A 25,190-nucleotide genomic window follows, 5' to 3' on the forward strand; every position below is an offset into this window, starting at 1 on the left:
CGGGGCGCCGAGAGGGGGAGTCGGCCGGTCCGGACGGCGGCACCGATGCGGGGCGCCGGTCGGACGAGAAGAGCGGGTCCGGAGAACGGGCCCGGCAGGGTGGGGTCAGAGGTGCTTGAGGGCCTCGCGGACGGAGAGGGGCGAGAGACGCGTGGAGTGCGCGGCGACGAAGGCGCGGACCTCGGACGGGGAGGTCTTGGCGTACTCGCGCAGGCTCCAGCCGATGGCCTTGCGGAGGAAGAAGTCCGTGTCGGCGGCGCGGCGCAGGCAGTGGGCGAAGAGCCGGTCGGCGTCGGTGGACCCCTTGAAGCGGAGCTGGTGGAGGAGCGCCGTGCGGGCCACCCACAGGTCCTCGTCCTCGATCCACTCGTCCATGCGGGCGCCGAGAACAGGGTCGGCCGCGACCAGGCCGCCGACGACATGGGCGGCGAGGTGGTCGACGGTGTCCCACCAGGAGACGGTGGTGACGAGCCGGCGGGCGACGGGCAGGAACCCGGACGAGCAGCGCTTCACATGGCGGCGCAGATAGTCGACGGCGAAGTAGTGGTACTCGCGCTCGGGCAGGGCGAAACAGCGCAGGGCGACGGCGGCGCAGTCCTGCTCGTCGGGGCGCGGGGTGCCGTCGAGGACGGTGCGGGACAGGGCGCGGCGCTCGGGAGTACGGAGACCGAGGAAGGGCGCGACGCCCTTCATGTACGCGATCATCTCCTGCGCCCGGAAGGGGTCCCCGGCGGCCGGGTAGACCGCGGTGAGCCGCTCGAGAACGGTGTCGGCGAGGGCGCTGTCCGGGACGTCGGCACGGCTGCCGACGGGCGCCTCGGTGCCGGGACGGCCGGCGGGCGGCGCGGTGTCCGTCATGGGCCCCTCCCTGTCGTCCGGTCCGGTGCGCACGGACATGACGCACATTACGGCGATCATACGGACGCGTCCGTTACTCTCCCCGAATGCTCGCTCCCGTGCCCCGGCCGCCGGGCTCTGTCGCCGTCCGGTGCTCCCGGGCCCTGCTCGCGCCCCGCGCGCGGCTCTCGGTCCTCGCCCTGCTGCTGCTCACCGCGGCGTCCCTCGTGGTGCTCTACGAGCCGCAGCGGCTGCTCGCCTCGGGCTGGCCGCCGCAGACGAACGGCGCCGGGGCGGTGCTGCTCTTCGGTCTCGCGTACGGCGTGTGCACGGCGGCGTTCGTGCCGCGCCCGGTACTCAATCTGGCGGCGGGCGCGCTCTTCGGTTCCGCCGTCGGCCTGACGGCGGCGCTCGCGGGGACGGTGCTGGGCGCCGGGATCTCCTTCACCCTGGGCCGGTTCCTGGGGCAGGGCGCGCTGCGGCCGCTGGTGCGCGGCCGCTGGCTGACGGCGGCGGACGGGCAGCTGAGCCGGCACGGCTTCCGTTCGATGCTGGCGATCCGGCTGTTCCCCGGGGTGCCGTTCGCGGCGGCCAACTACTGTGCCGCGGTCTCCCGGATGGGATACGTACCGTTCCTTCTGGCGACGGCGCTCGGCTCGGTGCCGAACACCGCCGCCTATGTCGTGGCGGGCGCCCAGGCCGGTTCGCCGGGATCGCCGGCCTTCCTCTTCTCGACGGGGTTCATCGTCCTGTCGGGTCTGGCCGCGGCCGTCGTGGCCTGGCGCAAGCGGCACGCCCTTCGTGCCGCCGCTCCGGCCCGGGGCGCGGCCGCCCCCTCTTCCCCGTCCGACGGCGCTCCGGAACCGGAGCCGGTGGGCATCACGCGCTAGAAGCCGCCGACGGCGCCTGCTGGAACGGGTGGCGGCACCCGCTGCGAACCGCCGGCGACCGGGGTCAGAGGGCCTCGACGATCATCGCGTTGGCCAGGCCGCCCGCCTCGCACATCGCCTGGAGTCCGTAGCGGGCTCCCCGCGCCCGCAGGGCGTGGACGAGGGTCGTGGTGAGGCGGGTGCCGCTGGCGCCGAGCGGGTGGCCCAGCGCGATCGCGCCGCCGTGGACGTTGACCCTGGCCGGGTCGGCGCCGGTCTCCTGCTGCCAGGCGAGGACCACGCTCGCGAAGGCCTCGTTGATCTCGAAGAGGTCGATGTCGGCGAGGGACAGGCCCGACCGGCGCAGCACCTTCTCGGTGGCGGGGATGACGCCGGTGAGCATGAGCAGTGGGTCGGAGCCCGTGACGGCGAAGCTGTGGAGGCGGGCGAGGGGCCGCAGTCCGAGGCTCCGGGCGGTGTCGGCGGCCATGACGAGCACGGCGGAGGCACCGTCGTTGATCGGGCTGCTGTTGCCTGCGGTGACGGACCAGTCGATCTGCGGGAAGCGCGTGGTGAACGCGGGGTCCTCGAAGGAGGGGCGGAGCCCCGAGAGGATCTCCTCGGTCGTCGAGGGGCGCACCGACTCGTCGCGGCGGACGTCCTCGTAGGGCGCGACCTCGGCGTCGAAGAGTCCGGCCGCCCAGGCGCGGGCCGCCTTGGTGTGCGACGCGGTGGCGAACGCGTCCATGGCCTCGCGGCCGATCGACCACTTGGCGGCGATGAGCTCGGCGCTGACGCCCTGCGGGACCAGGCCCTCGGGGTAGCGCTCGGCGACGCCGGGTCCGAAGGGGTCGGCGCCGGGCGGCACGTTGGACCACATGGGGACCCGGCTCATGGACTCCACTCCGCAGGCGACGGCGATGTCGTACGCCCCGGAGAGCACGCCCTGGGCGGCGAAGTGGACGGCCTGCTGGGAGGAGCCGCACTGCCGGTCGACGGTGGTGGCGGGCACGGATTCGGGGAACCCCGCGCCGAGCCAGGCGTAACGGGTGATGTTCATCGCCTGTTCACCGACCTGGTCGACGGTGCCGCCGATCACGTCGTCGACGAGGGCGGGGTCGAGGCCGCTGCGTTCGACCAGGGCGCTCAGGGTGTGGGAGAGGAGGGCGACGGGGTGGACATGGGACAGGGCCCCGCCCGTCCTGCCCTTTCCTATCGGGGTCCGGACGGCTTCGACGATGACGGCGTCGCGCATGACAGGCTCCTGAGTTGGATAAGTGGACCAACACTCGTCGGTAACATATCCCAGCGAGTTGGCTTTTCAAATCCTCTCTCGCGTGCGGAGTTTGGTTTTCAAACTCATCGCGTGCGTGCTGCCCTACGCTTGCCCCATGAAGGCCGCCCCCCGCCCCTGCTCCATCGCCGACACGCTCGCGCTCGTCGGCGAGAAGTACTCGCTGCTCGTACTCCGCGAGGTCTCCCTCGGCGTACGCCGCTTCGACCGGATCGCCCGCAACACCGGCGCCCCCCGCGACATCCTCACCACCCGCCTCAAGAGGCTCGTCGAGGCGGGAATCCTGGAGAAGGTGCGGTACAGCGAACGTCCGCAGCGCTTCGAGTACCGGGCCACGGCCGCCGGCGAGGAGCTCCAGCCGGTCCTCGTGACCCTGATGGCCTGGGGCGACCGCCACCTCAACCCCGACGACCGGCCGATCGTCCTGGAGCACCGCTGCGGCGAGATCCTCAGCCCGCGGGTGGTGTGCGCCCACTGCGGCGACGAGGCCGACCGGGAGAGCCTGAGCGCCCATGTCCGGGCGCCCGGCTGGACGACCGCGGGCCCCGCACTCCCCCAGGAGACCTGACCACGGGCCCGTCACTTTGGGACGGTACGCTGCGCTCGACCTTCTGACCGCACACGTACATACGGGACGGCCCTAGCCCCATGAGTTGGTTCGAATCGTTCATCCTCGGGCTCGTCCAGGGGCTGACGGAGTTCCTTCCCATCTCCTCCAGCGCACACCTCCGCCTCACCGCGGCCTTCGCCGGCTGGGAGGACCCGGGTGCGGCCTTCACCGCGATCACCCAGATCGGCACGGAGACCGCGGTCCTGATCTACTTCCGCAAGGACATCGCCCGGATCGTCACGGCCTGGTTCCGCTCGCTCACCGACAAGGCGATGCGCTCCGACCACGACGCCCAGATGGGCTGGCTGGTGATCGTCGGCTCGATCCCGATCGGCGTCCTCGGCATCACGCTCAAGGACCAGATCGAGGGCCCCTTCCGCGATCTGCGGCTGATCGCCACCACCCTGATCGTCATGGGCATCGTCCTCGGCGTCGCGGACCGGCTCGCCGCCCGCGACGAGGTCGGCGGCCGCCACCGGGCCATCCGCGAGCGCAAGTCGCTCAAGGACCTCAGCGTGAAGGACGGCCTGATCTTCGGCGTCTGCCAGGCGATGGCCCTGATCCCGGGTGTCTCCCGCTCGGGCGCGACGATCTCCGGCGGACTCCTGATGGGCTACACCCGCGAGTCGGCCGCGCGGTACTCCTTCCTCCTCGCGATCCCGGCGGTCCTCGCCTCGGGCGCGTACGAGCTGAAGGACGCGGGCGAGGGGCACGTCGCCTGGGGCCCGACCATCTTCGCCACGATCATCGCGTTCGCCGTCGGGTACGCCGTGATCGCATGGTTCATGAAGTTCATCACCACCAAGAGCTTCATGCCCTTCGTGATCTACCGGATCCTCCTCGGCATCCTGCTCTTCGTCCTGGTCGGCACCGACACCCTGAGCCCGCACGCGGGCGAGTCCGGAGGCTGACGCCCGCGACAAGGGGTCGGGCGGGGAACCGTCGGGCGGACTCCCCGCGCGCACGCCCCTTGGCCCCTGGCCCGGCCTGCCCGACACTGATCCGATGACGCAGCGCGTGGACCTCGCGACCGTGATGGACCGACTCGCCGTCGACGACCTGATCACCGGGTACGCGGCGGCCGTGGACGACTCCGACTGGACCGCCTACCGGGCGCTGTTCACCCCGGACGGCCGGGCCGACTACCGGGGGTCGGGCGGCATCGAGGCCCCGGCCGACGAGGTGGCCGACTGGCTGGCCGAGACGATGACGCTCTTTCCCGTACGCCAGCACCTCATCGTGAACCGGCGGGTCACCTTCCGGGGACCGGCCGGCTACCCGGAGAACGGCGACGCGGCGGACGTCCGCGCCGACTACGTCAATCCCATGCGGTTCACCTCCGGCGAGGACTTCGTGTGCGGCGGGCGGTACGCGTTCGGGGCGCTCAGGACCGCCGAGGGCTGGCGCCTGAACTCGGTCGTCGTCGACGAACGGTGGCGCCGCCACCAGTGAGCCGAAGGCCCCGGCCCGAGGCCGGGGAGCTCCCGCCGACGCATCCGGGCCCGCTCTGGGCACGCGGACGGCCCCACCGAGCCGCGCCGGGCCCGTTGACGCCCGACACTGAAGGCAAGGGCGGAGGCATGCCATGCGAAATCCGTTCGTGAACGGGGACCGAGAACGGGGCGAGCACCCTGACCGGGACCGGGACGAGGACCAGGACCCGGACCAGGACGGGGAGCCGGCCCGCGCCTCCGCCCGGGGGCCCGCACGGCGTCGGTCCGTCGGCCGTTCCCTCCTCGCCGTCGGCTGCGGCGCGCTGCCCGCGCTCGCCTTCCCCGCCCTCGACCTGTGGTGGTGGGCCTATCTCGCGCTCGTCCCCTGGCTGCTGCTGATCCGTACGGCTCCGGGGGCGCGCCGCGCCGCGCTGGACGGCTGGCTGGGCGGCATCGGCTTCGTGCTGGCCGTGCATCACTGGCTCCTGCCCAGCCTGCACGTCTTCTTCCTGCCGGTCGCCGCACTGCTCGGCCTGTTGTGGCTGCCGTGGGCATGTCTCGTGCGGTCCCTGCTCGGCGGCGCGCCGTCGGTACCGAGGGCCGCCGCCGCTCTCGTCGCCGTGCCCTCCGGCTGGCTGCTGATCGAGCTGGTCCGTTCCTGGGAGGGCCTGGGCGGTCCGTGGGGCCTGCTCGGGGCGAGCCAGTGGGAGGTTCCGGCGGCGCTGCGGCTCGCCTCGATCGGCGGGGTCTGGCTGGTCAGCCTGCTCGTGGTGGCGGCGAACACGGCCGTGGCGCTGCTGGGGGCGGCTCCGGGGCTGCGTGCCGTCGGGGTCACCGGGATCGCGGCCTGCGCGCTCGTCGCGGGCACGGCCGCCTGGGGGGTCGGGGCGCCGCGCGAGAGCGGGACGGTACGGGTGGCCCTCGTACAGCCGGGAGTGTTCGACGGGCCCGACGGGGCCGAGCGGCGGTTCGACCGTGCCGAGGAGCTGACCCGCTCGCTCGCCGGGCAGCACCTCGACCTGGTGGTGTGGGGGGAGAGCGGGGTGGGAGCCGACCCGGCGGGCCGGCCCGACATCGCCGACCGGCTCACCGCCCTGGCGCGCGCGGTCGACGCGCCGCTCCTGGTGAACGTGGACGCGCGCCGGACCGACCGTCCGGGCATCTTCAAGAGCGCCGTCCTGTTCGGGCCCGAGGGGTACACGGGCCTGCGCTACGACAAGATGCGGCTGGTGCCGTTCGGCGAGTACATCCCGGCGCGCGGTGTGCTGGGCTGGGTGACGTCGTTCGGCAAGGCGGCCGACGAGGACCGTCGGCGGGGCACCACGCCGGTCGTGATGACACTGCCCGACAGCGGGCAGGGCGCCGGCGAAGGCACCGGGCGCGCACTGTCGATCGGGCCGCTGATCTGCTTCGAGTCCGCTTTCCCCGACATGAGCCGGCACCTGGTCAGGGACGGCGCCGGGCTCCTGGTCGTCCAGTCGGCGACCAGCACGTTCCAGGACAGCTGGGCGCCCGACCAGCACGCGTCCCTGGCGGCCCTGCGGGCTGCGGAGACGGGCCGGCCCGTCGCGCACGCCACGCTCACCGGGGTCACCGCGGCGTACGGCCCGGACGGGCGCCGGATCGGACCGGTGCTCGGCACGGACGCGAGCGCCGTCGCCGTCCGCGAGCTGCCGCTCTCGGAGACGACGACGGCCTATGTCCGGTGGGGCGACTGGCCGCTGTACGCGGCGCTCGCCGTGGTGGGCGTGGTGTGCGCCGCCGAGGGCGCGGGCGCGCTCAGGAGGCCTGGGTCAGCGCCTCGCGCACGACGCGCTCGCACAGCTCGTGGGTCAGCAGGGCGTCACGGGCACTGAGCAACCGCCCGTCGCGTACGGCGTCGAGGAAGGCGAGTACGGCCTGCTCGATCCCGCGCTGCCGGGCGACGGGCACCCAGTCCCCGCGGCGCCGGAGGGTCGGCTGGCCCTTGTGGTCGACGACGTCGGAGAGATTGAGGACCTGGCGCTTGGTGTCCTGGCCCGAGACTTCGAGGATCTCCTCGGTGGAGCCGTTCATCCGGTTCATCATGCCGATGGCGGTGAAGCCGTCGCCGGAGAGCTGGAGCACGACGTGGTGCATCAGCCCCTCGCGGATCCGGGCGCGCACGTCGACGTGCTCGATGTCGCCGGGGAGCAGGAACCGCAGGGTGTCGACGACGTGGATGAAGTCGTCGAGGACGAGCGTGCGCGGGTCCTCGGGGAGGCCGACCCGGTTCTTCTGCAGGAGGATCAGCTCGCGCGGGTGCTCGGCGCACTGGGCGTAGGCGGGTGCCAGGCGCCGGTTGAAGCCGACGGCGAGGCTGACCGAGCGCTTCTCGGCCAGCTCCACGATCCGCTCGGAGTCGGCGTACTCGTAGGCGAGGGGCTTGTCGACGTAGGTGGGGACGCCCGCGTCGAGGAGGCGGCCGACGATCTCCGCGTGGGCGGCGGTCGGCGCGTGGACGAAGGCGGCGTCGAGTCCGGCGGCGAGCAGCGAGTCGAGGTCGCGGTGGCGCTGCGCGGCGGGCAGGTGGAGGGTGTCGGCGACCCGGTCCAGGGTCGCCGCCGTCCGGGTCTGGAGGTGGAGTTCGACCCCGGGGAGGGTGGCGAGGACGGGGAGGTACGCCTTCTGCGCGATGTCGCCGAGTCCGATGCAGCCAACCTTCACGGGGTCTCCCTTGTCGTGTCCACAGGCCTTGTACGTGTGAGCCGTTCGCGCTGGTCAGCTTACGCGGACCGGGCCGGGGCCACCGGCGGGTGCCAGTCGGCGATGCCGTCGAAACCGCGCAGGACGAGGCCCGGGCCGAAGCGGGAGACGGCGCCGACGAGCGTGGAGCGCAGGGCGACGGCGGGGCGGGCGGCGAGCATCGTGAGGGCGCCGGTGCGGGCGGCCTTGCGGACGATGGCGGTGGTACGCGGCAACCGCTCGCCGGTGTAGGCGGTGAGCGCGCGACCGGGGAGGAAGCCGGGCACGGTCCGGGCGGGGTGGGCGGCGGACGCGGGGCCGACGTGATGGGCGAGGACGACGGCGTCCTCGATCGCCTGGTTCCCGCCCTGGCCGAGGCTGGGCATCATCGCGTGCGCGGCGTCGCCGAGGAGCGCGACCCGGCCCCGGTGGAAGGCCGGCAGCGGGTCGGGCAGGTGGTGGACGTCGTGGCGCAGGACCTGGCCGGGGTCGACGGCGGCGAGGATCTCGGGGACGGGGTGGTGCCAGTCGCCGAAGAGGCGCAGGAGTTCGGCCTTCTCGTCGTCCGGCGCGTGGCCGCCGGCGGGGGCGGTGGCCATGGCGTACGCGTAGATCCTGCCGTCCTTGAGGGGCTGCGTGCCCCACAGGCGTCCGGCTCCCCAGGTCTCGTGCGGGGCGAAGGGCCGCTCGGGGGCGGGGACGACGACCCGCCAGGTGGTGCAGCCGGCGTAGCGGAGGCCGGGGTGCTCGGGGAAGAGGGCACGCCTGGTCGCGGAGCGGATGCCGTCGGCGGCGACGACGAGTGCGGCCTCGGTCTCGCCCTCGGGGGTGGTGAGCCGTGCGGGGCGGTGGTCGTCGCCGGGGTCGACGAGCGTGGCGGCGGTTCCGGTGCGGACGGCGCCTTCGGGGAGGGCCGAGGTGAGGATCTCCACGAGGGTGGCGCGGTGGAGGAGGACGAGCGGTCCGCCGAAGCGGGCGGCGGCGGCCTTGGCGTCGGTGCGGGCGAGCCAGCGGCCGCCGGGGGTGCGCATCCCGCCGTCGCCCTGCCAGGCGGCGAGATCGCGCACCCGGTCGCCGAGGCCGATGACGTCGAGGGCGCGCTGGGAGTTGGGGGCGAGGCCGATGCCGGCGCCGACGGGGGCGAGGTCGGCGGCCCGCTCCAGGACGGTGACCTGCCAGCCGTTGCGGTGGAGGGCGACGGCGGCGGTGAGGCCGCCGATGCCGGCTCCGACGACGACGGCACGGTGCTGTTCCACGGCTGCTCCTCGGATAGGGAACTACAGGTGTAGTACTCTCGGCGCTTCGACCGTACTACAGGTGTAGTCGGGCCGGTAGTAGGTTGTCCCCATGACCGCGTCGCACCTCTCCGCCGCCTCGGACCCGGAGACCCCCGAGTCCGAGGAGTCCCTCGTGTCTCCCGCATCCCCCGTATCTCCCGAGCCCCCCGCCTCCCCGGCGTCTCGCGCCGAGCGGATCGGGGACGCCGCCCTGGACCTCCTCGTGGAGCGCGGCATGCGGGGGCTGACCCATCGAGCGGTGGACGAGCGGGCGGGGCTGCCGCAGGGATCGACGTCGAACCACGCGCGCACCCGCCAGGCCCTCCTGGAAACGGCCGTACGACGCCAGGTCCAGCTGGAGGCACGGGTCCTCACGCCGGACGAACTACCGGGCGGCCGACCCGACGCGGCGGCGGACACCGCCGCACACGACAGCCCCGAAGGACACGGAGCCGGCGCCGGACGCGCGAACCCCACCGAACACCCGGACACCGCCGGACACCTGGACACCGGCGTCCTCGTGGACGCGCTCGCCCTCGCGCTGCACCGCTATCTCACCGACCACCGCGCGCTGCTCGTCTCCCGTTACGAACTCGCCCTGGAGGCCACCCGCCGCCCCGAACTCCGCACGTTCTTCGACGCGGCGGGCTCCGCCTTCCGCGACCCGCTGGTCACGATGGCGGCGGCGGCCGGCTCACCCGAGCCCGAGCGCCACGCGCTCTCCCTCGTCGCCTGGTGCGAGGGGGTGATGTTCTCGTGCGCCGTCGGCTCCTTCCACGCGACCGTGCCGAGCCGCGCGGAACTCCGCACCGGCTTCGACGAGTTGCTCCGGGGCATGCTCGGACGCCGCTGACCGCCCGGGCACGGCGGAATACGGTGGCGCGCCCGGTGAGCGTGGGGCACTATGCCGCGCATGACCACCGAACGCATCGAATCCGTCCCCCGCGTCGAGCCTTCCACCACCTCGGGCGAGCGCGAAGCACTGGAGCAATGGCTCGACTTCCATCGTGCGACCCTCGCGAGGAAGTGCGAGGGGCTCGACGACGCCCAACTGCGCACCGCGTCCGCCCCGCCCTCGGACCTCACCCTGCTGGGCCTCGTCCGCCACATGGCGGAGGTCGAGAACGGCTGGTTCCGCCTCGTCCTGGCCGGTGAGGAGGCGGGCCGGGTCTATGTGACCGAGGAGAACCGGGAGAGGGACCTCCACTTCACCGACGAGGACACCTACGAGGAGGCGTACGCCACCTGGCAGGCGCAGATCGCCCACGCGCGCACCCTGGCCGCCGGGCGCGGTCTCGACGACCTGGCCTCGGGCAGCCACCGCAGCGGGGAGCCTTTCAACCTCCGCTGGATCTACCTGCACATGATCGAGGAGTACGCCCGCCACAACGGGCACGCGGACCTCATCCGGGAGCGGATCGACGGCGAGACCGGCGACTGATCCGGTCAAGGCCGGCCCTCCGGCGGCTCACCCGTGCGGGGCATTCCCCGCCGGTAGGGGCGCGAAGATCGCTGCCGGGACAGCAGAGTTGCGCGCGTGCATGGAACCCGAACCCGAACCACAGCGAAGATCCTGGTCGGGGCGGCCGTGGCCGCCCTCGCGGGCTGCGTCTCGGTGGACGCCCCGCCGACGGCGCCCGTCTCCGCCCCCGCCGCCGAGACCGTGGGCCCCGCGCCCCAGGAGGTGGCGCCCCAGATCTTAGAGGGCCCGGCCCTGGAGGCCCTCGAAGCGGCGCTCCCCCCTCCCCCGCCGACGGCCCCGCCCCGCGCGACCGCCACGCCGGACGTACGCCGAGGGGCGACGGCCCCGCCGCACACGGCGGCGCCGCGCCCCGAGTCCCTGGCGCCGCGGCGTGAGCTTCCGCGTCCGGCGGCCGGACCGGCGCTCCCGGAGCTGCCGAAGCTCACCGGCCTGCCGAAGAACCCGCCGGTCTCCAGGGCGGACGTCTGCGACCTTGGTCAGCGGTACGGGGGCTGGGCCCCGGACAGCGACCAGTCCAGGATCTGTCACGGCACGTACGGCCGCTGAGATCCGCGGCCGGCTCCCACGAGAGCCCGGCTCCCGGGCCCGCCGTCACGCTCCTCCGCCGAGGGCCCGGACCCCGGGCCCGTCGCGAGACCCGGCTACCCGGCCCGTCACTCCGCCCGAAGCCGCTGTTCCAGGCGCTGGATCGCCGCCCGCACCCCGTTGCCGTAGCCGTCGTCGTCGAGGTGGTCCGAGGCGGCGCGGGCCCGGTCCAGATGGACCCGTGCGGCGTCGGGCCGCTGGAGCTTGACGTAGTCGGCGGCCAGGTTGAGGTGGAGCGAGGGGTAGAGCGCCCGGAGTGCGACCGCCGAGCCGTGCTCGGCGGTCCGCTCGTCGGCGAGGCCCTCCGCCGCGCTGAGGGCACGCAGGTCCCAGGCCAGCTCGGTGTCGGGGTCGTCCTGTGCGTCCGCCATGTAGTGCGCGAGGGTGCACCGGTGCAGCGGGTCCCCGTCGGGGCCGATCTGCTGCCAGAGGAGTCCGAAGCGGTTGCGGGCCTCCTCACGGTCGCCGCCGTGGAGCAGCATCATGGCCTGCCCGATCCTGGTCAGGACCCCGTCGTCCGACACCTGCTGCTGCTCGGTCACCGCGACCTCCACCCGCTCACCCACTGGGAGAGCCGACGCTAGCCGCACCCGGGCCGGATCGGGCCGAGGCTCAGCCGAGGTCCGGGATGCGCCAGTCGATCGGCTCGTGTCCCTGGGCCGCGACGGCCGTGTCGATCTGGGTGAAGGGCTGCGATCCGAAGAACTTCTTCGCCGAGAGGGGCGAGGGGTGGGCGCCCTTCACCACGACGTGCCGCTCCTCGTCGATGAGGGGGAGCTTCTTCTGCGCGTAGTTGCCCCAGAGGACGAAGACGGCGGGGTCGGGCCGCGAGGCGACGGCGGTGATCACGGCGTCCGTGAACTTCTCCCAGCCCTTGCCCTTGTGCGAGTTCGCCTCGCCGGAGCGGACGGTCAGCACGGCGTTGAGCAGGAGGACGCCCTGGTCGGCCCACGGCATCAGATAGCCGTTGTCCGGGATCGGGTGGCCGAGCTCGGCCTGCATCTCCTTGTAGATGTTGCGCAGGGAGGGCGGGGTCTTCACGCCGGGCCGGACCGAGAAGCAGAGGCCGTGGCCCTGTCCCTCGCCGTGGTAGGGGTCCTGACCGAGGATCAGGACCTTCACCTTGTCGTACGGAGTGGCGTCGAGGGCGGCGAACACCTCGTCCTTCGGCGGGAAGACCGGTCCCTTGGCCCGCTCCTCCTCGACGAACTCGGTGAGCTGGGCGAAGTACGGCTTCCGCAGCTCCTCGCCGAGAACACCCCGCCAGGACTCGGGCAGCATGCTGGTGTCGGTCACGGTCAACAACCTCCGGTGGACGTTCCTGTTACTCCGTCCACGAACCTACCGGGGGCCACTGACAGTGGCCCCCGGCAGCCCTTCTACCAGCTGGCCCGGCGGTACAGCTCCCAGACCTGCATGACCGTCTGCGGGTCGAGCGCGCGCTCGCCGCCGCCGATGTCGTCGCCGGCCGCGATGTACAGCTTGCCCTGCCACAGCGGCAGCAGCCGGACGTCCTGGACCAGGATCTCCTGGGCCTCCACGAACTCGTCCGTGACGGTCCCGCGGTCGCTCTCGCGACGGGACTTCGGGAGCAGCTCGCCGGTGATCCTGGGGCTCACGTACGGCGTACCGAGGACGTTCTCCTTGCCGATGAACGGCGCGACGAAGTTGTCCGGGTCCGGGAAGTCGGGGAACCAGCCGCGCCCGAAGACCGGGTACTCGCCCTTCTGGTAGCCCTCCTGGAACTCCGTCCAGGGCTTCCCGTGGAGGGTGACCTCGAAGAGGCCGGACTCCTCGAGCTGGCGCTTGAGCTCCTTGAACTCGGCGGCCGTGGAGGAGCCGTACCGGTCCGTGGTGTACCAGAAGGTCAGCTCGACGGGATCGGTGATGCCCGCGTCGCGGAGGATCTTCTCGGCCTTCTTGGCGTTCGGCATGCCGTAGCGGTCGAAGAACTTGGTGGTGTGGGCGGCGATGCCCTTGGGCACCATCGAGTACAGGGGCTCGGCGGTGCCCTGGTAGACCTTGTTGACCAGTTCGTCGCGGTCGACGAGCTGGGCGATGGCCTTGCGGACAGCGGGCTTGGCGACCGTGGGGTCCTGGGCGTTGAAGACCAGGTACCGGATGTCGGCGCCCGTCGACTCGATGAGCTGGAGGCCCTTGTTCTCGGGCTTGTCGTCCTGGAGTTCGACGACCTCCTCGGCGGTGAGGCCGCGGTAGGTGGCGTCGATCTCCTCCTTCTTGAGCGCGGCGACGAGCGCCTCGGACTCGTTGAAGTACTTGATCGTGACGCCGCCGTTCTTACGGTCGGCGAAGCCCTTGTAGGTCGGGTTCTTGGTCAGCTCGGCCGTCTTCTTCTCGGTGTACGAGTCGAGGACGTACGGTCCCGAGCCGGTGACCTTCCCGTCCTTGCCACGAAGCCGGTCGGCCGGGTAGTCGGCGGGGTCCACGATCGACATCGCGGGGGTCGCCAGGATGAAGGGGAAGGTGGCGTCCGACTTGTTGAGCCGGAACACGATGGTGCGGTCGCCGACGGTCTCGATCTTGTCGAGCGAGCCGAGCATCCCGTTGGGACCGCCCTTGTGGTCGATCGTGCGGATGCGCTCGATCGAATACTGCACGGCCTTGGCGTCCAGCTTGTGCCCGTTGGAGAACGTGAGGCCCTCCACGAGCTTGCACTCGAAGACCCGGCTGGCCGTGTCGGAGAACTTGCATTCGGCGGCGTCCGAATCCGGGGTGGTACTTCCTGTGGGGAAGCTCACCAGGGTCTGGAAGACATTCCGGAAGAGCTCCCAGGAATTGTCCCAGGCTGCGGCCGGATCAAGCGTGGTGGGAGAACTCGTCGTGCCGATGACGATTCTCTGATCCCCGGCGGATTCACTGTCCGAGAAGACACTGCATCCGGACACCAGGGATATGGACACAAGGGCTGCAGCGGCCTGCAGACTGGTCCGGTTGAACACGTGCACGCTCCTCGTTCAGCCAGGGGTCGGCCGACGATACCGCAGCACCCCGTCAGGTCAATGTTCGAGCCTGACGGGGCACTTGAGGCATTCGGCGTATAACCGGGTTCAATCCGGACACTGAATCCGGAAAGTGTCCGATTATCGGTCACCCGACTCCGGCGTTCAGGAAAATCCCGCCGTCGACGACGAGCGTCTGGCCGGTGATCCACTCCGACTGGGAGGAGGTGAGGAAGGCGGCCGCGCCGCCGATGTCCGAGGGCTCGCCGAGCCGGCCGAGCGGATAGGCGGCGGCCGCCTCCGCTTCCCGGCCCTCGTACAGCGCCTGCGCGAATTTCGTCTTCACGACGGCCGGGGCAATGGCATTGACGCGCACGAGCGGGGCGAATTCATGCGCCAGCTGCAGAGTGAGATTGACCATCGCGGCCTTGCTCATTCCGTATGCGCCGATGAAAGGCGAGGCGGAGACGCCGGCGATCGAGGCGATGTTCACGATCGCGCCGCCGTGCTCCTTCTGCCAGGCGTGCCAGCTCCGCTGGGCGAAGCCGAGCGCCGAGACCACGTTGGTCTCGAAGACCTTCCGGGCCACCCCGAGGTCCAGATCGGCGATGGGACCGAAGACCGGGTTCGTACCGGCGTTGTTGATCAGGAAGTCCAGCCGGCCGAAGCCGTCCATCGCCGCCTCGACGGCGGCGGCCTGGTGGACCTCGTCGTGGGCCTTGCCGGGGACGCCGATCGCCCGGTCGGCCCCGAGCCGCTCGACGGCCTCCTTGAGGGCCTCCTCGCCGCGGCCGGTGATGACGACCCGGTCGCCGCGGGCGACGAGCGCCTCGGCGATGCCGTAGCCGATGCCCCGGCTCGCGCCGGTGACGAGGGCGACCTTGCCGGAGAGCTCCGGCCGTGCTTGTGCGGTCATGTCCGCCTCGTTCCTCTCGCTGCCGGTGGTCAGTTGAGCGGGCCGCCGGCCACGTACATGACCTGGCCCGAGACGAAGCCGGCGTCGTCGCCCGCGAAGAAGGCGATCGCGTTGGCGACGTCCTCGGGGCGGCCGACCCGCTGCACCGGGATCATGGACGCGGCGGCGGCCTGGAACTCCTCGAAGCCCATGCCGACGCGCTCGGCGGTCTGCGCGGTCATCTCGGTGACGATGAAGCCCGGGGCGACGGCGTTGGCGGTGACGCCGAACTTGCCGAGCTCCTTGGCGAGGGTCTTGGTGAGGCCCTGCAGACCGGCCTTCACGGCCGAGTAGTTGGCCTGACCGCGGTTGCCGAGCGCCGAGGAGGAGGAGAGCGAGACGATCCGGCCGAAGCCCGCGTCCACCATGTGCTTCTGACAGGCCTTCGCCATCAGGAACGCGCCCTTGAGGTGCACGTTCATGACGAGGTCCCAGTCGGACTCGGACATCTTGAAGAGCAGGTTGTCGCGGAGCACACCCGCGTTGTTGACGAGGATCGTCGGCGCGCCGAGCTCGGCGGCGACGCGCGCGACGGCGGCCTCCACCTGGGCGCTGTCGGAGACGTCGCAGCCGACCGCGAGGGCGGTGCCGCCCGCGGCGGTGATCTTCTCGACGGTGTCCTTGCAGGCCGCCTCGTCGAGGTCGAGTACGGCGACGGCGCGGCCCTCGGCCGCGAGGCGGAGCGCGGTGGCGGCCCCGATACCCCGTGCGGCACCCGTGACGACGGCTACGCGCTGCTCGGTGGTGGACATGCTGGTTCTCCTCGCCCTTGGATCGTCCCTGGTCGCGGTCGAACCCGGTCACCCGCTCCTGCGTCCCGCACATGAGCGACCGCTTAGTATCGTCCGCAGAACGAGACGCTAGAAGCCCTGGCACCCGGTGTCAACGGCCCACCGGGTGCACCGGGTCACTCCCCGTCGCCGGGCGTGGCGGCAGACCTGCCCGCTCAGCGCACCAGCAGGTCGAGCAGCCGCTCCACCTCGGCCTCCGGGTCGGTGGTGAGACCGGTGTGGACGGGGCCCGGCTGGACGACCGTGGAGCGCGGCGCGATCAGCCAGCGGAAGCGGCGCCCCGCGTCGTCCGGCGCGGCCTGACCGGCGGCGTCACCCCCGAGGCAGACCCCCTCGACGGCGCGCAGCGCCGCCCGGACTCCGGCCACGTCGGCCGCCGGGTCGAGCACCGACAGCTTCCCCTCGTCCAGATGGGTACGGGCGCCCACGAAGGACCGGGCGCGGCAGTAGACGACCACCCCGGCGTTGAAGCACTCGCCGCGCTCGACCCGCGGCACCACGCGCAGCAGCGCGTACTCGAAGACATCGCGGTGGGTCACGGGGTGCTGTCCTTCTCGGTGGAGTGCGTCCGGGGCGCGAGGCGCTCGGCCAGCCAGCCGGGCGGCTGCTGCGGCCGGTTCTCGGTGCGCGGACCGAGCGTGATCCGCTCGTGGATGGTGGCGGCGCGCGGCAGCAGCGCCCCGACGTACGCGGCGCGCACCTCGTCCGTGCTGTCGAAGCCGGGCTCGTCGACGAGCCACTCGTCGGGTACGTCGGCGGCGATCTCGTCGAGCAGCTCGCGGGTGACGAGCGGCGCGAGCTCTGCGGCAGCGGCGGCGACGTCGGGCCCGAAGGGGGCGAGCGCGTGGTCGGAGGCGTCGTAGGGCTTGGCGGCGGAGGCCTGCGCGCCCTTCCAGTTGTGGTGCCAGATCATGGTGGCGCCGTGGTCGATGAGCCACAGGTCGCCGTGCCAGACGAGCATGTTCGGGTTGCGCCAGGAGCGGTCGACGTTGTTGATGACCGCGTCGAACCAGACGACCTTGCCGGCCTCGGCGGGGTCCACCTCGTACGCCAGCGGGTCGAAGCCCAGCGAGCCGGGCAGGAAGTCCATGCCCAGGTTGAGTCCGCCGCTCGCCTTGAGCAGCTCCTGTACCTCCTGGTCGGGCTCGGAGAGCCCGATGACCGGGTCGAGCTGGATGGTGACGAGTTCCGGCACCCGCAGCCCGAGCCTGCGGGCGAGCTGCCCGCAGATGACCTCGGCGACCAGGGTCTTGCGGCCCTGACCCGCGCCGGTGAACTTCATGACATACGTACCGAGGTCGTCGGCCTCGACGATCCCGGGAAGCGAGCCGCCCTCACGCAAGGGGGTGACATAGCGGGTCGCTGTCACTTCTGTAAGCATTCGCCCAGGCTATCCATTCCTCCGGCCCGGCCGTCCGCCACGGCGTTCCGAGCCGTCCGGGCCCCCGCCCCACGCGGGCCGGACGGTTGTGACCGCCTGCCCCGCGCGGACCGGGCGGCCGGGGCGGCGCGCCCCGCCGAGAGCGAACATCCTTGGATCCGGGCCCTGTTGCGTGAAGGCTGGGGGCACACATCCCGGATCCCGGAGGCGTTCCATGACCGCCGAGCACGCGAACACCCTGTACGAGGCCGTGGGCGGTGCCGACGCGCTGCGCCGGCTCTCCGAGACGTTCTACGAGGCGGTCCTGGCCGATCCCCTCCTCGCGCCCGTCTTCGCCGACTTCACCGCCGCGCACGTCGAGCACGTGGCCGTGTGGCTGGCGGAGGTGTTCGCGGGACCCGCCGACTTCACGGCGGAGCTCGGCGGGCACCAGGCCCTGCTCCGCGCCCATCTCGGGCTCGGCATCACGGAGGAACAGAGGTTGCGCTGGATGGAGTTGATGACGGCGGCCGTGGAGAAGGAGCTGCCGGACGACGCCCTGCTGCGGCGCCGGGTGGTGGAGTACTTCGACTGGGGCACACGGATCGCCAGGGACGTCTCCGCCTCGGCACCGGGCACGGATCTCGGCGAACCCGGTCCCACCCCGCGCTGGGGCTGGAACGGGCTCGCCTGACCACCGCGGCACCGAGGCCGCCGCGCCCAGCCCCGGGCGGCAAGGCCGGAGAAGCTGCCGACAAGGCACCCCCTAGGGTGTGGGGATGCCCTCGCGAACCCTCCTGACCAGCGCTTCTCTCGCCGACGCGGCTCTCCTCACGCATACGGAGCAGGGCCGCGCGTGGCCGCTCCTGGTGTGGGTCCCCGGGCCGGGCGTGCGCATGGTGTCGAGCGCGGTGCTCGGCGGCGGCATCGGCGAGCGGGCATGGGTGCTCAACGCCCAGGTCCCGCCCGGCTACGACCGGCTCGACCCGGTCGCCCACCTCCGCGACCTGGCCGCCGGGGCGGGTGTGGAGGGCGCGGGTGTGGGGCTCATGACGGCGGCCTCGGTGAGGGACCGGTGCCACGCCGTGGACGGCGGTGTGCGGGCCGTGGTCACCGCGGGGATAGGGGTACGGGGCTGGGCCGCCGCACCGGGTGCCGGCGGCGTCACCGTTCCCCGGCCCGGGACGATCAACATCATCGTGTCGCTGCCCGTGCCCCTGACGGACGCGGCGCTCGTCAACGCGGTCGCCACCGCCACCGAGGCGAAGGTGCAGGCCCTGGTGGAGCTGGGCGCGGACGCTTCCGGCACCCCCACGGACGCGGTCTGCGTGGCCGCCCCCGTGGCCACCGGCCCCGGCACGGCCGCCGAGCCGTTCGCGGGCCCTCGTTCCCTCTGGGGCGCACGCCTTGCCCGCGCGGTCCACGGGGCGACACGAGCGGCGTGCGCGGGCATGATCACCGCCTAGGGCCGATCCAGGCGGGCGGCAGCAGTCCGATCTCGTCGTGGTGCCGCAGGGTCCGGGCCGTCACGCCCGGCATCCGGGCGACCTCCGCGGTGGGCCAGGCCTCCCCGGGAGCACGGCCGGGCGGCGCGACTCACCCGTGTGAGAGGAGTGCCGCCGTGAGTTCGGCCGCCCGCCGGTGCCAGAGCTGGGCGCCGCGCAGCATGGCGTGCCCGCCCGTCGGCATGGGGATGCCCGCGGCGTCCGCGCCCGCCGCCCGGGCCCTGCGGACGAAGTCCCAGGACGCGCGGGCGGACGTGACGCGGTCGGTCTCGTCGTGGAGCAGGTAGAGGCGCCGGCCGCCGAGGTGGTCCACGGGTTCGTCCGTGGGGCACCAGGGCGCGAGGGCGACGACACCCCGGACGGCCGGGTCGCCCGCGGCGCGGAGGGCGGCCCGGCCGCCCATGGAGTGGCCGAGGAGGACGACGGGTACGGGTCCGGCCCGTTCCCGGAGGCGTACGAGGGCACTCTCGGCGTCCCGGGCGGCGTCGGCGCTCGGCCCGTTCCAGCCGCGGTGGCGGTAGCGCACCTCGGCGATCAGCACGTCCCGGCCCCGGACGGCGCGGGTCACGGCAGCGGCGAAGGGGCGCATCCGCAGGGCGGGAAAGTTGAGGGCGGGCGGCGGTTCGATGCCGTCGGCGCGGCCGCCGTGGAGCAGCAGCACCGCCGCCGTGGGCGCGGCGGGCGCGCTGCGGACGACGAGGGACCCGGGATCGGCACGCCGGGTACGGCACAGCGTCATCGGGCGCCCGCCCCGCTGCCACGCCGGCGCGGTGGTCTGCGGGAGCGTCCACTCGTGCGGGCCGCGTGTCCGGGCTGCTGCGCCATGAGGGGCCTCCAGGAGTCGCTTGCCGCCTCCCCGATGGAGCGGTCCGCTCACGACACGGGGGAGACGACGGTGAGGCCCGCAGTCTGCCAGGTCGTACGGGTCGTCAGATACCGACCCCGGAGATCGGGTCGGCCCCCTGGGACTCACGGCGTGCCCGGCGTGCCGGTGGGCGCGGCCGGGGCGGGGCAGGCGACCGTGCCCGGACGTACGGAGAGCTTGAGCTTCGGGGTGGTGAGGAGGCCCGGGATCTGGAAGTCCTGGGCGGTGCCGACGATCCGGTCGAACTTGGCGTACCGCGCCTGGATGCCGAAGCGGTGCTGCGGGCTGTCGAGCGGATTGACGACGTACGCGCCGCCGGCGTCCTTGACGGTCTTCACGTCGGCGCCGTTGGTGTTGAGGTCGACGACGCCGTCCATGTCGAGGACTCCGGTGGCGTTCCGCAGGTCGAGGACGGTGTTCTTCGTCCTGATCTCCCACGAGCCGGGGTCGTCGTCGCCGAGGGTGAGGAGCAGCGTGTACGTGGCTCCCCCGATCTGCTGCCGCCGGCTGAGGCAGAGGCCGTTGAGCATCCCGTCCGCGAATCCCATGCGGAGCACCCGTACGGTTCCGCTCGAGCCGTCGGCCCGTACGACGGTCTGGTCGACGACGGCGGCGCCGTACTGCGTCCCGTACAGGCTGCTGGTCGTGAAGTCGACGGGCTGGTCCTGGATCTGGAGGCCGACGGCGAGGGCGCCGCTCGCCATGGCGGAACCGAGGCCGCCGGCCGCCAGGAGCGCGGGCAGGGCGACGGCGAGGGAGCGGCGCCAGTGGGTACGCCCTTCCGGGCTGAAGCTCTCGGGGCTCATGGGGTGGTCACCGTGATGGTTCCGGGGAGGTGGACGGGGTTGTCGGTGGAGTCGAGGGCCGCGTGGTCGTCGACGGTACGAATGGCGTAGATGTCGCCGACGAAGTCCTCGGCCCCGGCGGTGAGGGGGATGAGGGAGCCGAAGAAGTCGAGGAGGCCCTGCACTCCGCAGATCTTGACGAGGACGCGGACGCAGACGTGGGAGATGCTGCCCCACATCGTGGTCGTCTCGGGTCTGCCCGCGCTGTCGTAGCCGCCGAGTGAGCCCTCGTCGGGGACGTCGATGGTGACGGTGTGGCCGGCGGCGCGCTGGGTCACGTTCATGTGCGAGCGGATCTTGAGCTTGGTGAAGGTGTACTGGTTGGTGACGCGGGTCGTGCCGTCGGAGAGCCGGATGGTGACGTTCTTCTCCACCGTCATGGAGACGGCGACCATGCCGGCGATGGTGACGTGCAGCGGGTCGGGGGAGGGCAGGAAGGGCGCGCCCATCGGTTCGACGGCGGCGGCGGCCCCCGCGGCACGGCTCGGCTGCCCCGGCCAGACGGCGGTCAGGACGGCGAGGACGAGTGCCAGGGCCACGGCGAGGGCCTTGCGGCGTGGCCGGGCGGGAGAACCGGCGAGGGTCTCGCGGCGGCAGCCCCGTGTACCGGCCGGCGCCGCCACCCCCGCTCCCCCGGCCGCCGGCGCCTCGGCCGCCCCGGTCGCGCTCACCCCTCCACCGCCGCCCGGCGGCGCGGCCGTTTGGCGCCCCAGCCCACCATCATGGATCCGCCGAGGACGCCGAGCGTCATGCCGAGCAGGAAGCCGCCGAGGTTGGAGACGACGAGCGAGACGACCGCGAGGACCACGCCGATGAGTCCGAGGGTGTAACGCTGCGCGGGCAGCGCCATCGGGACGAGACCGCAGAGGATCATCCCGCCGCCGACGAGGTAGCCGGCCACTCCCCCGAAGCCCGTGCTCACGATCAGCTGCAGGGAGCTCAGGGAGAACTTGAGGACGGTCCAGCCCCCGGCGACCAGCCAGACCCCGCCCCAGAACGGCCGGGTACGGCGGAAGGCGCGGAACCACCCGTACGCGGACCTCGCCCGGCTCAGCATGTGGAGGCCGTTCCCGTGACGACCCTGATCTTCAGGTCGGGCAGCACGAGCGCGCCCGCCATCTCGGCGTCGTAGGCGGTGGCGTTGAGTCCGTGCAGCGTGATGGAGCTGCCTCCCTCGCCGCCCGCCGAGCCGAGCCCGAACCCGCCCGGCAGCGCTCCCGTGAGCGGCTTGCCCGCCACGGTGACCTGGTCGGCGGACTGGCCGAGGACCGCGTTCTGGAGGGTGGTGGGGCCGTACGCCTGGAGTTCGGTCGCCTGGATGTAGAGGTTCGAGGCGTCGATGTCGGTGGTGAAGGTGCCCGGCGGGGTGGCCGTCACCTTCTGGCCGCCCGTCAGGAGCAGGGAGTACGGGACTCCCGCGATCGTCTGGTGGACGATGCCGCAGAGACCGGCGAGCCCGGCGCTCGCGAAACCGACGCGTGCCATGGCGGTGTTGGTGGTCGTGGTGCCGTCCGGGCGTCCGACGGCTGGGGTGTTGACGATGGCGCCGAAGCCGCTGCCCTCGACCCCGTTGGACGTCAGGGTGAACGGCTGCCCGGCGACGCTGAAGTTGGCGGCGAGGGCGCCCTGCGCCAGTGCCGTGCCGAGGGCGCCGATGGCGAGGGCCGAGGGGACGAGGGCGAGCGCGCCGCGCCCCCAGCGGGTGCCGCGCCGGGTGCCGTCGGCCGCTTCGGCGAGCATCCGGGCGTTCCAGTCGGTGGCGGCGCGGGGGGCGGCCGTACGCATCCGGGCGAGGGACGGGCCGATGCGGCGCGCACCGGAGAGGCGGCGCGGGCCGGAGCCGGGGTGAGTCATACGGATCCGCTCCCGACGGACATGGGGGGCAGGGAGGTCGTGGCGGCGGGCCGGGTACGACGGAGGAGGCCGCCGCGCCGCTTGGCGGGCTTCTCGGGGAGCCAGGCGAAGGCCATGGAGCCGCCGAGGACCGAGAGGACCATGCCGACGAAGAGGCCGCCGAGGTTCGACAGGGGGAAGGAGGCGACCCCCGCGATCACGGCGATGACACCGGCGGTGTGGCGCTGACCGGGCATCAGCAGCATGAGCAGGGCCATCGCCATGAGGACGGCACCGCCCGCCATCCCCGCGATCCCTCCGACGCCGACCTGGAGGATCTTGCCGAGCGGGGCCATCGGCAGGAAGAGGATGACGAACCCGCCGAGCCCGGTCCAGACGGTCGCCCAGAACGGCCGGGTGCGGCGCCAGCGCCGGAAGGCCGCCCGCGCCCCGTGGGGCGGCGGGGCCGGATCGGCGGTGGGTGGGGCGAGATCGTCGGAACCGGGGCTCGGCTCGGGCGGCGGATCTGTGCGCATGAGGGCCTCGCAGTCGGTGTCGGGGGGGGGGGGGGGGGGGGGGGGCGGGCCCCCCCCCCCCCCCCCAAACCCGCCCCTCACAGGGCGCGGGACCCGGCTCGTGGCGGCGCCGGTCGTGCGGTCACGCGGGTTCGGCCGGCTCAGCAGCCCTTGTCGCCGTGGGCGATGCCGATGGCCAGGTCCGGCAGGGTGATGGCGCCGGAGATGGTGGCGCCGTTGGCGTCGGCGTTGAGGTTCTTGATGTCGGTACGGCCTCCGGTGGCGTCCAGACCGAACTGGCCCGGGGTGCCGTCGGTGATGCCGGAGCCCTTGATCCCGGCGCCGTCGGCGGCGGCGCCGATGACGTTCGGGGTGGTGTCGCTCGCGTGGAGGGTGGCCGTGGCCGCCTTGAGGGACTGCGCGTCCAGGACCAGTTTGTCGGCCTGGAGTCCGGCGCCCGCGACGAGCTGGTCGCTGGTGAGCGGGGTGGCCGCGGCGGGCGAGGAGATGTTGAGCGACCAGGTGCCGAGGCTGCCGATCACCGGGAGGGCGACGGACTGGACGGCGTGGACACAGATGCCGTCGAGGCCCGCCTTGGCGATGCCGACCTCGGCGGCGCCCTTGGCCCCGCCTGCGTCGACGGTGTGCATGACCGCTCCGATGCCCTGTGGAGCCGCCACCGTCCTGGAGCTGAGGGTGAAGGGGACGCTGGTCAGCGAGAGGTTCGCGGCGAGCGCGCCCTGCGCCATGGCCGTGGCCATGGCGGCGACGGCCGCCGTGGCGGGCACGGCGAGGAACGCCGATCTGCGCCAGCGGGTGAAGCCTCTGGTCTCGTGCTGCATGTGATCTCCAACCGTCGTCCCGCACAAGCCGCGCGGGTGGGGAGGTGTACACAGCCGTGCGTCTCGCGGCCGGATGGTCGGAGGCGGGTGACACTCTGCGGCTGCCTGTTCGAGAATTGGACACTCTCTTATGGAGTGTCAACAGTTCGGACAATCCTGGGAAGAATTCCCGCTGGACTAGGCTTGGCCGATGCCACGGTTCAGGGAGACGGTCCGGACACTGCTGCGCGAGCGCCTGCTGGACGCCGCGTACGAGGCGGTCGCGGACCGCGGCTTCGACAAGCTGCGCATGGCGCACCTGGCCGGCGCGGTCGGTGTCAGCCGTCAGACGCTGTACTCGGAGTTCCCCTCCAAGGAGGCCGTCGGCGAGGCTCTCTTCCAGCGCGAGCTGGAGCGCTGTCTCGTCGGCATCCAGGCGGGCCTGGACGCCCACCGTGACGATCTGCGCGCCGCCGTGGAGGCGGCCGTCGGCTTCACGCTCACGCTGGCCGGCCGGAACCCGCTGATCAAGGCCATGCTGACCAGCACGGGCGAGGACGGTCTCCTCTCGTATCTGACGACGCGGTCGGCGGCGGCCTTCGACATGGCGACGGCGATGGCCGACGCGTATGTCACGGAGGCATGGCCGACGATCGATCCGGTGGCGCGCGAACTCGCGGTGGACGCGGCCGTCCGGCTCACGGCGAGCCATATCGTCCAGGCCTCCGCCTCACCCGAGGAGTCGGCCCGTCGCATCGCGGACACGGTGGTCCGTATCGCCTTGAGCACGGGCCACGAGAGCGTCCCGCCCGCGGGCGGGGCCCGGGCCGAGTCCCGGAACGTCTAGCCGGACCCCGACGCCGAGCCCTACCCCGACCCCGATACCGCCCCCGAGGGCTCAGGGACTCGGCCCCCGGTACTCCTCCAGGACGGGCCTGTTGCCGATGTCCGCTGCCGTGGAGACCGGGAAGGCCCGGACGCCGACCCTGCCCTCGATCCGCACGATCTCGCCCCAGCCGTACGCCCGCGAGTCGTCCGACAGATCGGGGTTGTCCCCCAGGTAGAAGAAGGCCCCCTCGGGTACGTTCCGCAGCTCGGACCGCGCGGACCGTGTCCCGTCCGGTCCGCAGCACGCGCCCGTACGGTGGGCCTGCGCCGCCCACTGGGGCGCCACCACCCGGCGTACGGGTCCTCGGCCGCTCTCCTGGAGGAGGACCTGGAAGGGTTCCTCCGGCGTGGAGACGATCGCGACCCGGTCACCGGGCAGCCCGATCACCCGCTTGACCAGCAGGGCGTCCTTGGCGGAGGCGCGCAGCAGCACCACGTCGAACCGGCGCGCCTCCCCCGCCGAGCCCGGCGCGACAAGGACGCGGTCCCCCTCGTGAAGGGTCGGGGCCATGCTCGTACCGTCGACCCGTACGCCGAGGGCCGTCACGGCCACGGCCGCGACGAGGCAGAGCACGACCCCGGTCCCGAGCAGGGCACCGACGGCCCTGCGCACGTCGGTCGGGGGCGGGTGGGGGTCCGGGGGCCGCGGGGCGCCGGACCGGTCGATTTCGGTCATGGCGGGACGGTAGGACGGGCGTCGGGCGGCGGCTGTGACCGTACCGCTCAGGGTTGTTGACCGCGAGCACTCCGGGTCGCCACGA

At 72.8% G+C, this 25,190-nt stretch carries 29 protein-coding genes and 1 pseudogene; 10 read left to right on the forward strand and 20 right to left on the reverse strand.

Annotated elements, in window-relative coordinates:
- Window positions 1-105 precede the first annotated feature (105 nt).
- Window positions 106-858 carry a DNA alkylation repair protein gene (locus ACH4MY_RS19305; RefSeq protein WP_398004512.1) on the reverse strand — a complete coding sequence of 251 codons (753 nt, stop codon included), beginning with the start codon at window positions 856-858 and terminating at the stop codon, window positions 106-108.
- Window positions 859-944: 86 nt separating this feature from the next.
- Here ACH4MY_RS19305 and ACH4MY_RS19310 point away from each other — a divergent pair, with 86 nt between their 5' ends.
- The gene (locus tag ACH4MY_RS19310; protein WP_398004513.1) at window positions 945-1,727 is read left to right on the forward strand and encodes a TVP38/TMEM64 family protein; all 783 of its coding nucleotides are present in this window, start codon (window positions 945-947) and stop codon (window positions 1,725-1,727) included.
- Between the two features lie 64 nt (window positions 1,728-1,791).
- Here ACH4MY_RS19310 and ACH4MY_RS19315 read toward each other — a convergent pair whose 3' ends face one another.
- Complete coding sequence (locus ACH4MY_RS19315) at window positions 1,792-2,961, reverse strand: thiolase family protein (RefSeq protein ID WP_398004515.1); 1,170 nt, start codon at window positions 2,959-2,961, stop codon at window positions 1,792-1,794.
- 136 nt (window positions 2,962-3,097) lie between these two features.
- Between ACH4MY_RS19315 and ACH4MY_RS19320 the strand changes: the two genes are divergently transcribed.
- The 4 genes from ACH4MY_RS19320 (at window position 3,098) to lnt (ending at window position 6,899) form a co-directional block, all read left to right on the forward strand.
- A complete protein-coding gene (locus ACH4MY_RS19320; RefSeq protein ID WP_398004517.1) occupies window positions 3,098-3,568 on the forward strand; it encodes a winged helix-turn-helix transcriptional regulator in 471 nt (156 codons plus the stop codon).
- An 80-nt stretch (window positions 3,569-3,648) separates the two neighbouring features.
- Entirely contained in the window at window positions 3,649-4,521 is an 873-nt protein-coding gene (locus tag ACH4MY_RS19325; RefSeq protein WP_398004519.1) for an undecaprenyl-diphosphate phosphatase, read from the forward strand.
- Between the two features lie 94 nt (window positions 4,522-4,615).
- A complete protein-coding gene (locus tag ACH4MY_RS19330; RefSeq protein WP_398004521.1) occupies window positions 4,616-5,062 on the forward strand; it encodes a nuclear transport factor 2 family protein in 447 nt (148 codons plus the stop codon).
- A gap of 133 nt (window positions 5,063-5,195) precedes the next feature.
- Window positions 5,196-6,899, forward strand: a complete 1,704-nt coding sequence (gene lnt / locus ACH4MY_RS19335) for an apolipoprotein N-acyltransferase (protein WP_398004523.1) — start codon at window positions 5,196-5,198, stop codon at window positions 6,897-6,899.
- Here the strand turns inward: lnt and ACH4MY_RS19340 are convergent.
- Entirely contained in the window at window positions 6,823-7,728 is a 906-nt protein-coding gene (locus tag ACH4MY_RS19340; protein ID WP_398004525.1) for a Gfo/Idh/MocA family protein, read from the reverse strand. The genes lnt and ACH4MY_RS19340 overlap by 77 nt on opposite strands.
- A 59-nt stretch (window positions 7,729-7,787) precedes the next feature.
- Entirely contained in the window at window positions 7,788-9,002 is a 1,215-nt protein-coding gene (locus ACH4MY_RS19345; protein ID WP_398004527.1) for an FAD-dependent monooxygenase, read from the reverse strand.
- A gap of 154 nt (window positions 9,003-9,156) precedes the next feature.
- Between ACH4MY_RS19345 and ACH4MY_RS19350 the strand changes: the two genes are divergently transcribed.
- Both ACH4MY_RS19350 and ACH4MY_RS19355 read left to right on the forward strand, forming a co-directional pair.
- The gene (locus ACH4MY_RS19350; protein WP_398004656.1) at window positions 9,157-9,876 is read left to right on the forward strand and encodes a TetR/AcrR family transcriptional regulator; all 720 of its coding nucleotides are present in this window, start codon (window positions 9,157-9,159) and stop codon (window positions 9,874-9,876) included.
- A gap of 60 nt (window positions 9,877-9,936) precedes the next feature.
- Complete coding sequence (locus ACH4MY_RS19355) at window positions 9,937-10,464, forward strand: DinB family protein (protein WP_398004529.1); 528 nt, start codon at window positions 9,937-9,939, stop codon at window positions 10,462-10,464.
- A gap of 695 nt (window positions 10,465-11,159) precedes the next feature.
- Here ACH4MY_RS19355 and ACH4MY_RS19360 read toward each other — a convergent pair.
- From ACH4MY_RS19360 to ACH4MY_RS19390, 7 genes are all read right to left on the reverse strand, one after another.
- Window positions 11,160-11,633 (reverse strand): hypothetical protein, encoded by a 474-nt coding sequence (locus ACH4MY_RS19360; protein WP_398004531.1) that lies wholly within the window; start codon window positions 11,631-11,633, stop codon window positions 11,160-11,162.
- 70 nt (window positions 11,634-11,703) lie between these two features.
- Window positions 11,704-12,387: a uracil-DNA glycosylase gene (ung, locus tag ACH4MY_RS19365; protein ID WP_398004533.1), complete on the reverse strand. Its 684-nt coding sequence runs from the start codon at window positions 12,385-12,387 to the stop codon at window positions 11,704-11,706.
- 83 nt (window positions 12,388-12,470) lie between these two features.
- Complete coding sequence (locus ACH4MY_RS19370) at window positions 12,471-14,051, reverse strand: ABC transporter substrate-binding protein (RefSeq protein ID WP_398004535.1); 1,581 nt, start codon at window positions 14,049-14,051, stop codon at window positions 12,471-12,473.
- Between the two features lie 148 nt (window positions 14,052-14,199).
- The gene (locus ACH4MY_RS19375) at window positions 14,200-14,967 is read right to left on the reverse strand and encodes an SDR family oxidoreductase (protein WP_398004537.1); all 768 of its coding nucleotides are present in this window, start codon (window positions 14,965-14,967) and stop codon (window positions 14,200-14,202) included.
- Between the two features lie 29 nt (window positions 14,968-14,996).
- Window positions 14,997-15,758 carry a 3-oxoacyl-ACP reductase FabG gene (gene fabG, locus ACH4MY_RS19380; protein ID WP_398004539.1) on the reverse strand — a complete coding sequence of 254 codons (762 nt, stop codon included), beginning with the start codon at window positions 15,756-15,758 and terminating at the stop codon, window positions 14,997-14,999.
- Between the two features lie 194 nt (window positions 15,759-15,952).
- The gene (locus ACH4MY_RS19385) at window positions 15,953-16,336 is read right to left on the reverse strand and encodes a DUF3037 domain-containing protein (RefSeq protein ID WP_398004541.1); all 384 of its coding nucleotides are present in this window, start codon (window positions 16,334-16,336) and stop codon (window positions 15,953-15,955) included.
- Complete coding sequence (locus ACH4MY_RS19390) at window positions 16,333-17,178, reverse strand: HipA family kinase (RefSeq protein WP_398004542.1); 846 nt, start codon at window positions 17,176-17,178, stop codon at window positions 16,333-16,335. The genes ACH4MY_RS19385 and ACH4MY_RS19390 overlap by 4 nt, the downstream gene beginning before the upstream one ends.
- Window positions 17,179-17,392: 214 nt before the next feature.
- On the opposite strand from ACH4MY_RS19390, the gene ACH4MY_RS19395 reads away from it, so the two are divergent.
- Both ACH4MY_RS19395 and ACH4MY_RS19400 read left to right on the forward strand, forming a co-directional pair.
- Entirely contained in the window at window positions 17,393-17,851 is a 459-nt protein-coding gene (locus ACH4MY_RS19395) for a group II truncated hemoglobin (protein WP_398004543.1), read from the forward strand.
- A gap of 85 nt (window positions 17,852-17,936) precedes the next feature.
- The gene (locus tag ACH4MY_RS19400; RefSeq protein WP_398004545.1) at window positions 17,937-18,623 is read left to right on the forward strand and encodes an adenosylcobinamide amidohydrolase; all 687 of its coding nucleotides are present in this window, start codon (window positions 17,937-17,939) and stop codon (window positions 18,621-18,623) included.
- Between the two features lies 1 nt (window position 18,624).
- Here the strand turns inward: ACH4MY_RS19400 and ACH4MY_RS19405 are convergent.
- The 8 genes and pseudogenes from ACH4MY_RS19405 to ACH4MY_RS19440 form a co-directional block, all read right to left on the reverse strand.
- Window positions 18,625-18,720 (reverse strand): annotated as a pseudogene (locus ACH4MY_RS19405) (MerR family DNA-binding transcriptional regulator); the annotation flags it as partial.
- A gap of 33 nt (window positions 18,721-18,753) precedes the next feature.
- The gene (locus tag ACH4MY_RS19410; RefSeq protein ID WP_398004547.1) at window positions 18,754-19,401 is read right to left on the reverse strand and encodes an alpha/beta hydrolase; all 648 of its coding nucleotides are present in this window, start codon (window positions 19,399-19,401) and stop codon (window positions 18,754-18,756) included.
- Window positions 19,402-19,631: 230 nt separating this feature from the next.
- Complete coding sequence (locus tag ACH4MY_RS19415; protein WP_398004549.1) at window positions 19,632-20,333, reverse strand: DUF6230 family protein; 702 nt, start codon at window positions 20,331-20,333, stop codon at window positions 19,632-19,634.
- Entirely contained in the window at window positions 20,330-21,043 is a 714-nt protein-coding gene (locus tag ACH4MY_RS19420; protein ID WP_398004551.1) for a hypothetical protein, read from the reverse strand. Before ACH4MY_RS19420 ends, ACH4MY_RS19415 begins: the two co-directional genes overlap by 4 nt.
- Window positions 21,040-21,429, reverse strand: coding sequence for a DUF6114 domain-containing protein (locus ACH4MY_RS19425; protein WP_398004553.1), 390 nt, complete (start codon window positions 21,427-21,429; stop codon window positions 21,040-21,042). Before ACH4MY_RS19425 ends, ACH4MY_RS19420 begins: the two co-directional genes overlap by 4 nt.
- Window positions 21,423-22,226 carry a DUF6230 family protein gene (locus tag ACH4MY_RS19430; protein ID WP_398004555.1) on the reverse strand — a complete coding sequence of 268 codons (804 nt, stop codon included), beginning with the start codon at window positions 22,224-22,226 and terminating at the stop codon, window positions 21,423-21,425. The genes ACH4MY_RS19425 and ACH4MY_RS19430 overlap by 7 nt, the downstream gene beginning before the upstream one ends.
- Window positions 22,223-22,741 (reverse strand): DUF6114 domain-containing protein, encoded by a 519-nt coding sequence (locus ACH4MY_RS19435; protein ID WP_398004557.1) that lies wholly within the window; start codon window positions 22,739-22,741, stop codon window positions 22,223-22,225. Before ACH4MY_RS19435 ends, ACH4MY_RS19430 begins: the two co-directional genes overlap by 4 nt.
- A 140-nt stretch (window positions 22,742-22,881) precedes the next feature.
- On the reverse strand, window positions 22,882-23,562 hold the full coding sequence (locus ACH4MY_RS19440; protein ID WP_398004559.1) for a cholesterol esterase: 681 nt from the start codon (window positions 23,560-23,562) through the stop codon (window positions 22,882-22,884).
- A gap of 190 nt (window positions 23,563-23,752) precedes the next feature.
- Between ACH4MY_RS19440 and ACH4MY_RS19445 the strand changes: the two genes are divergently transcribed.
- Entirely contained in the window at window positions 23,753-24,388 is a 636-nt protein-coding gene (locus ACH4MY_RS19445) for a TetR family transcriptional regulator (protein WP_398004561.1), read from the forward strand.
- Window positions 24,389-24,439: 51 nt separating this feature from the next.
- On the opposite strand, the gene lepB is transcribed toward ACH4MY_RS19445, so the two are convergent.
- On the reverse strand, window positions 24,440-25,105 hold the full coding sequence (gene lepB / locus ACH4MY_RS19450) for a signal peptidase I (protein ID WP_398004563.1): 666 nt from the start codon (window positions 25,103-25,105) through the stop codon (window positions 24,440-24,442).
- Window positions 25,106-25,190 lie beyond the last annotated feature (85 nt).

Source organism: Streptomyces sp. NPDC017246, from assembly GCF_044331325.1.
Classification (GTDB): Bacteria; Actinomycetota; Actinomycetes; order Streptomycetales; family Streptomycetaceae; genus Streptomyces.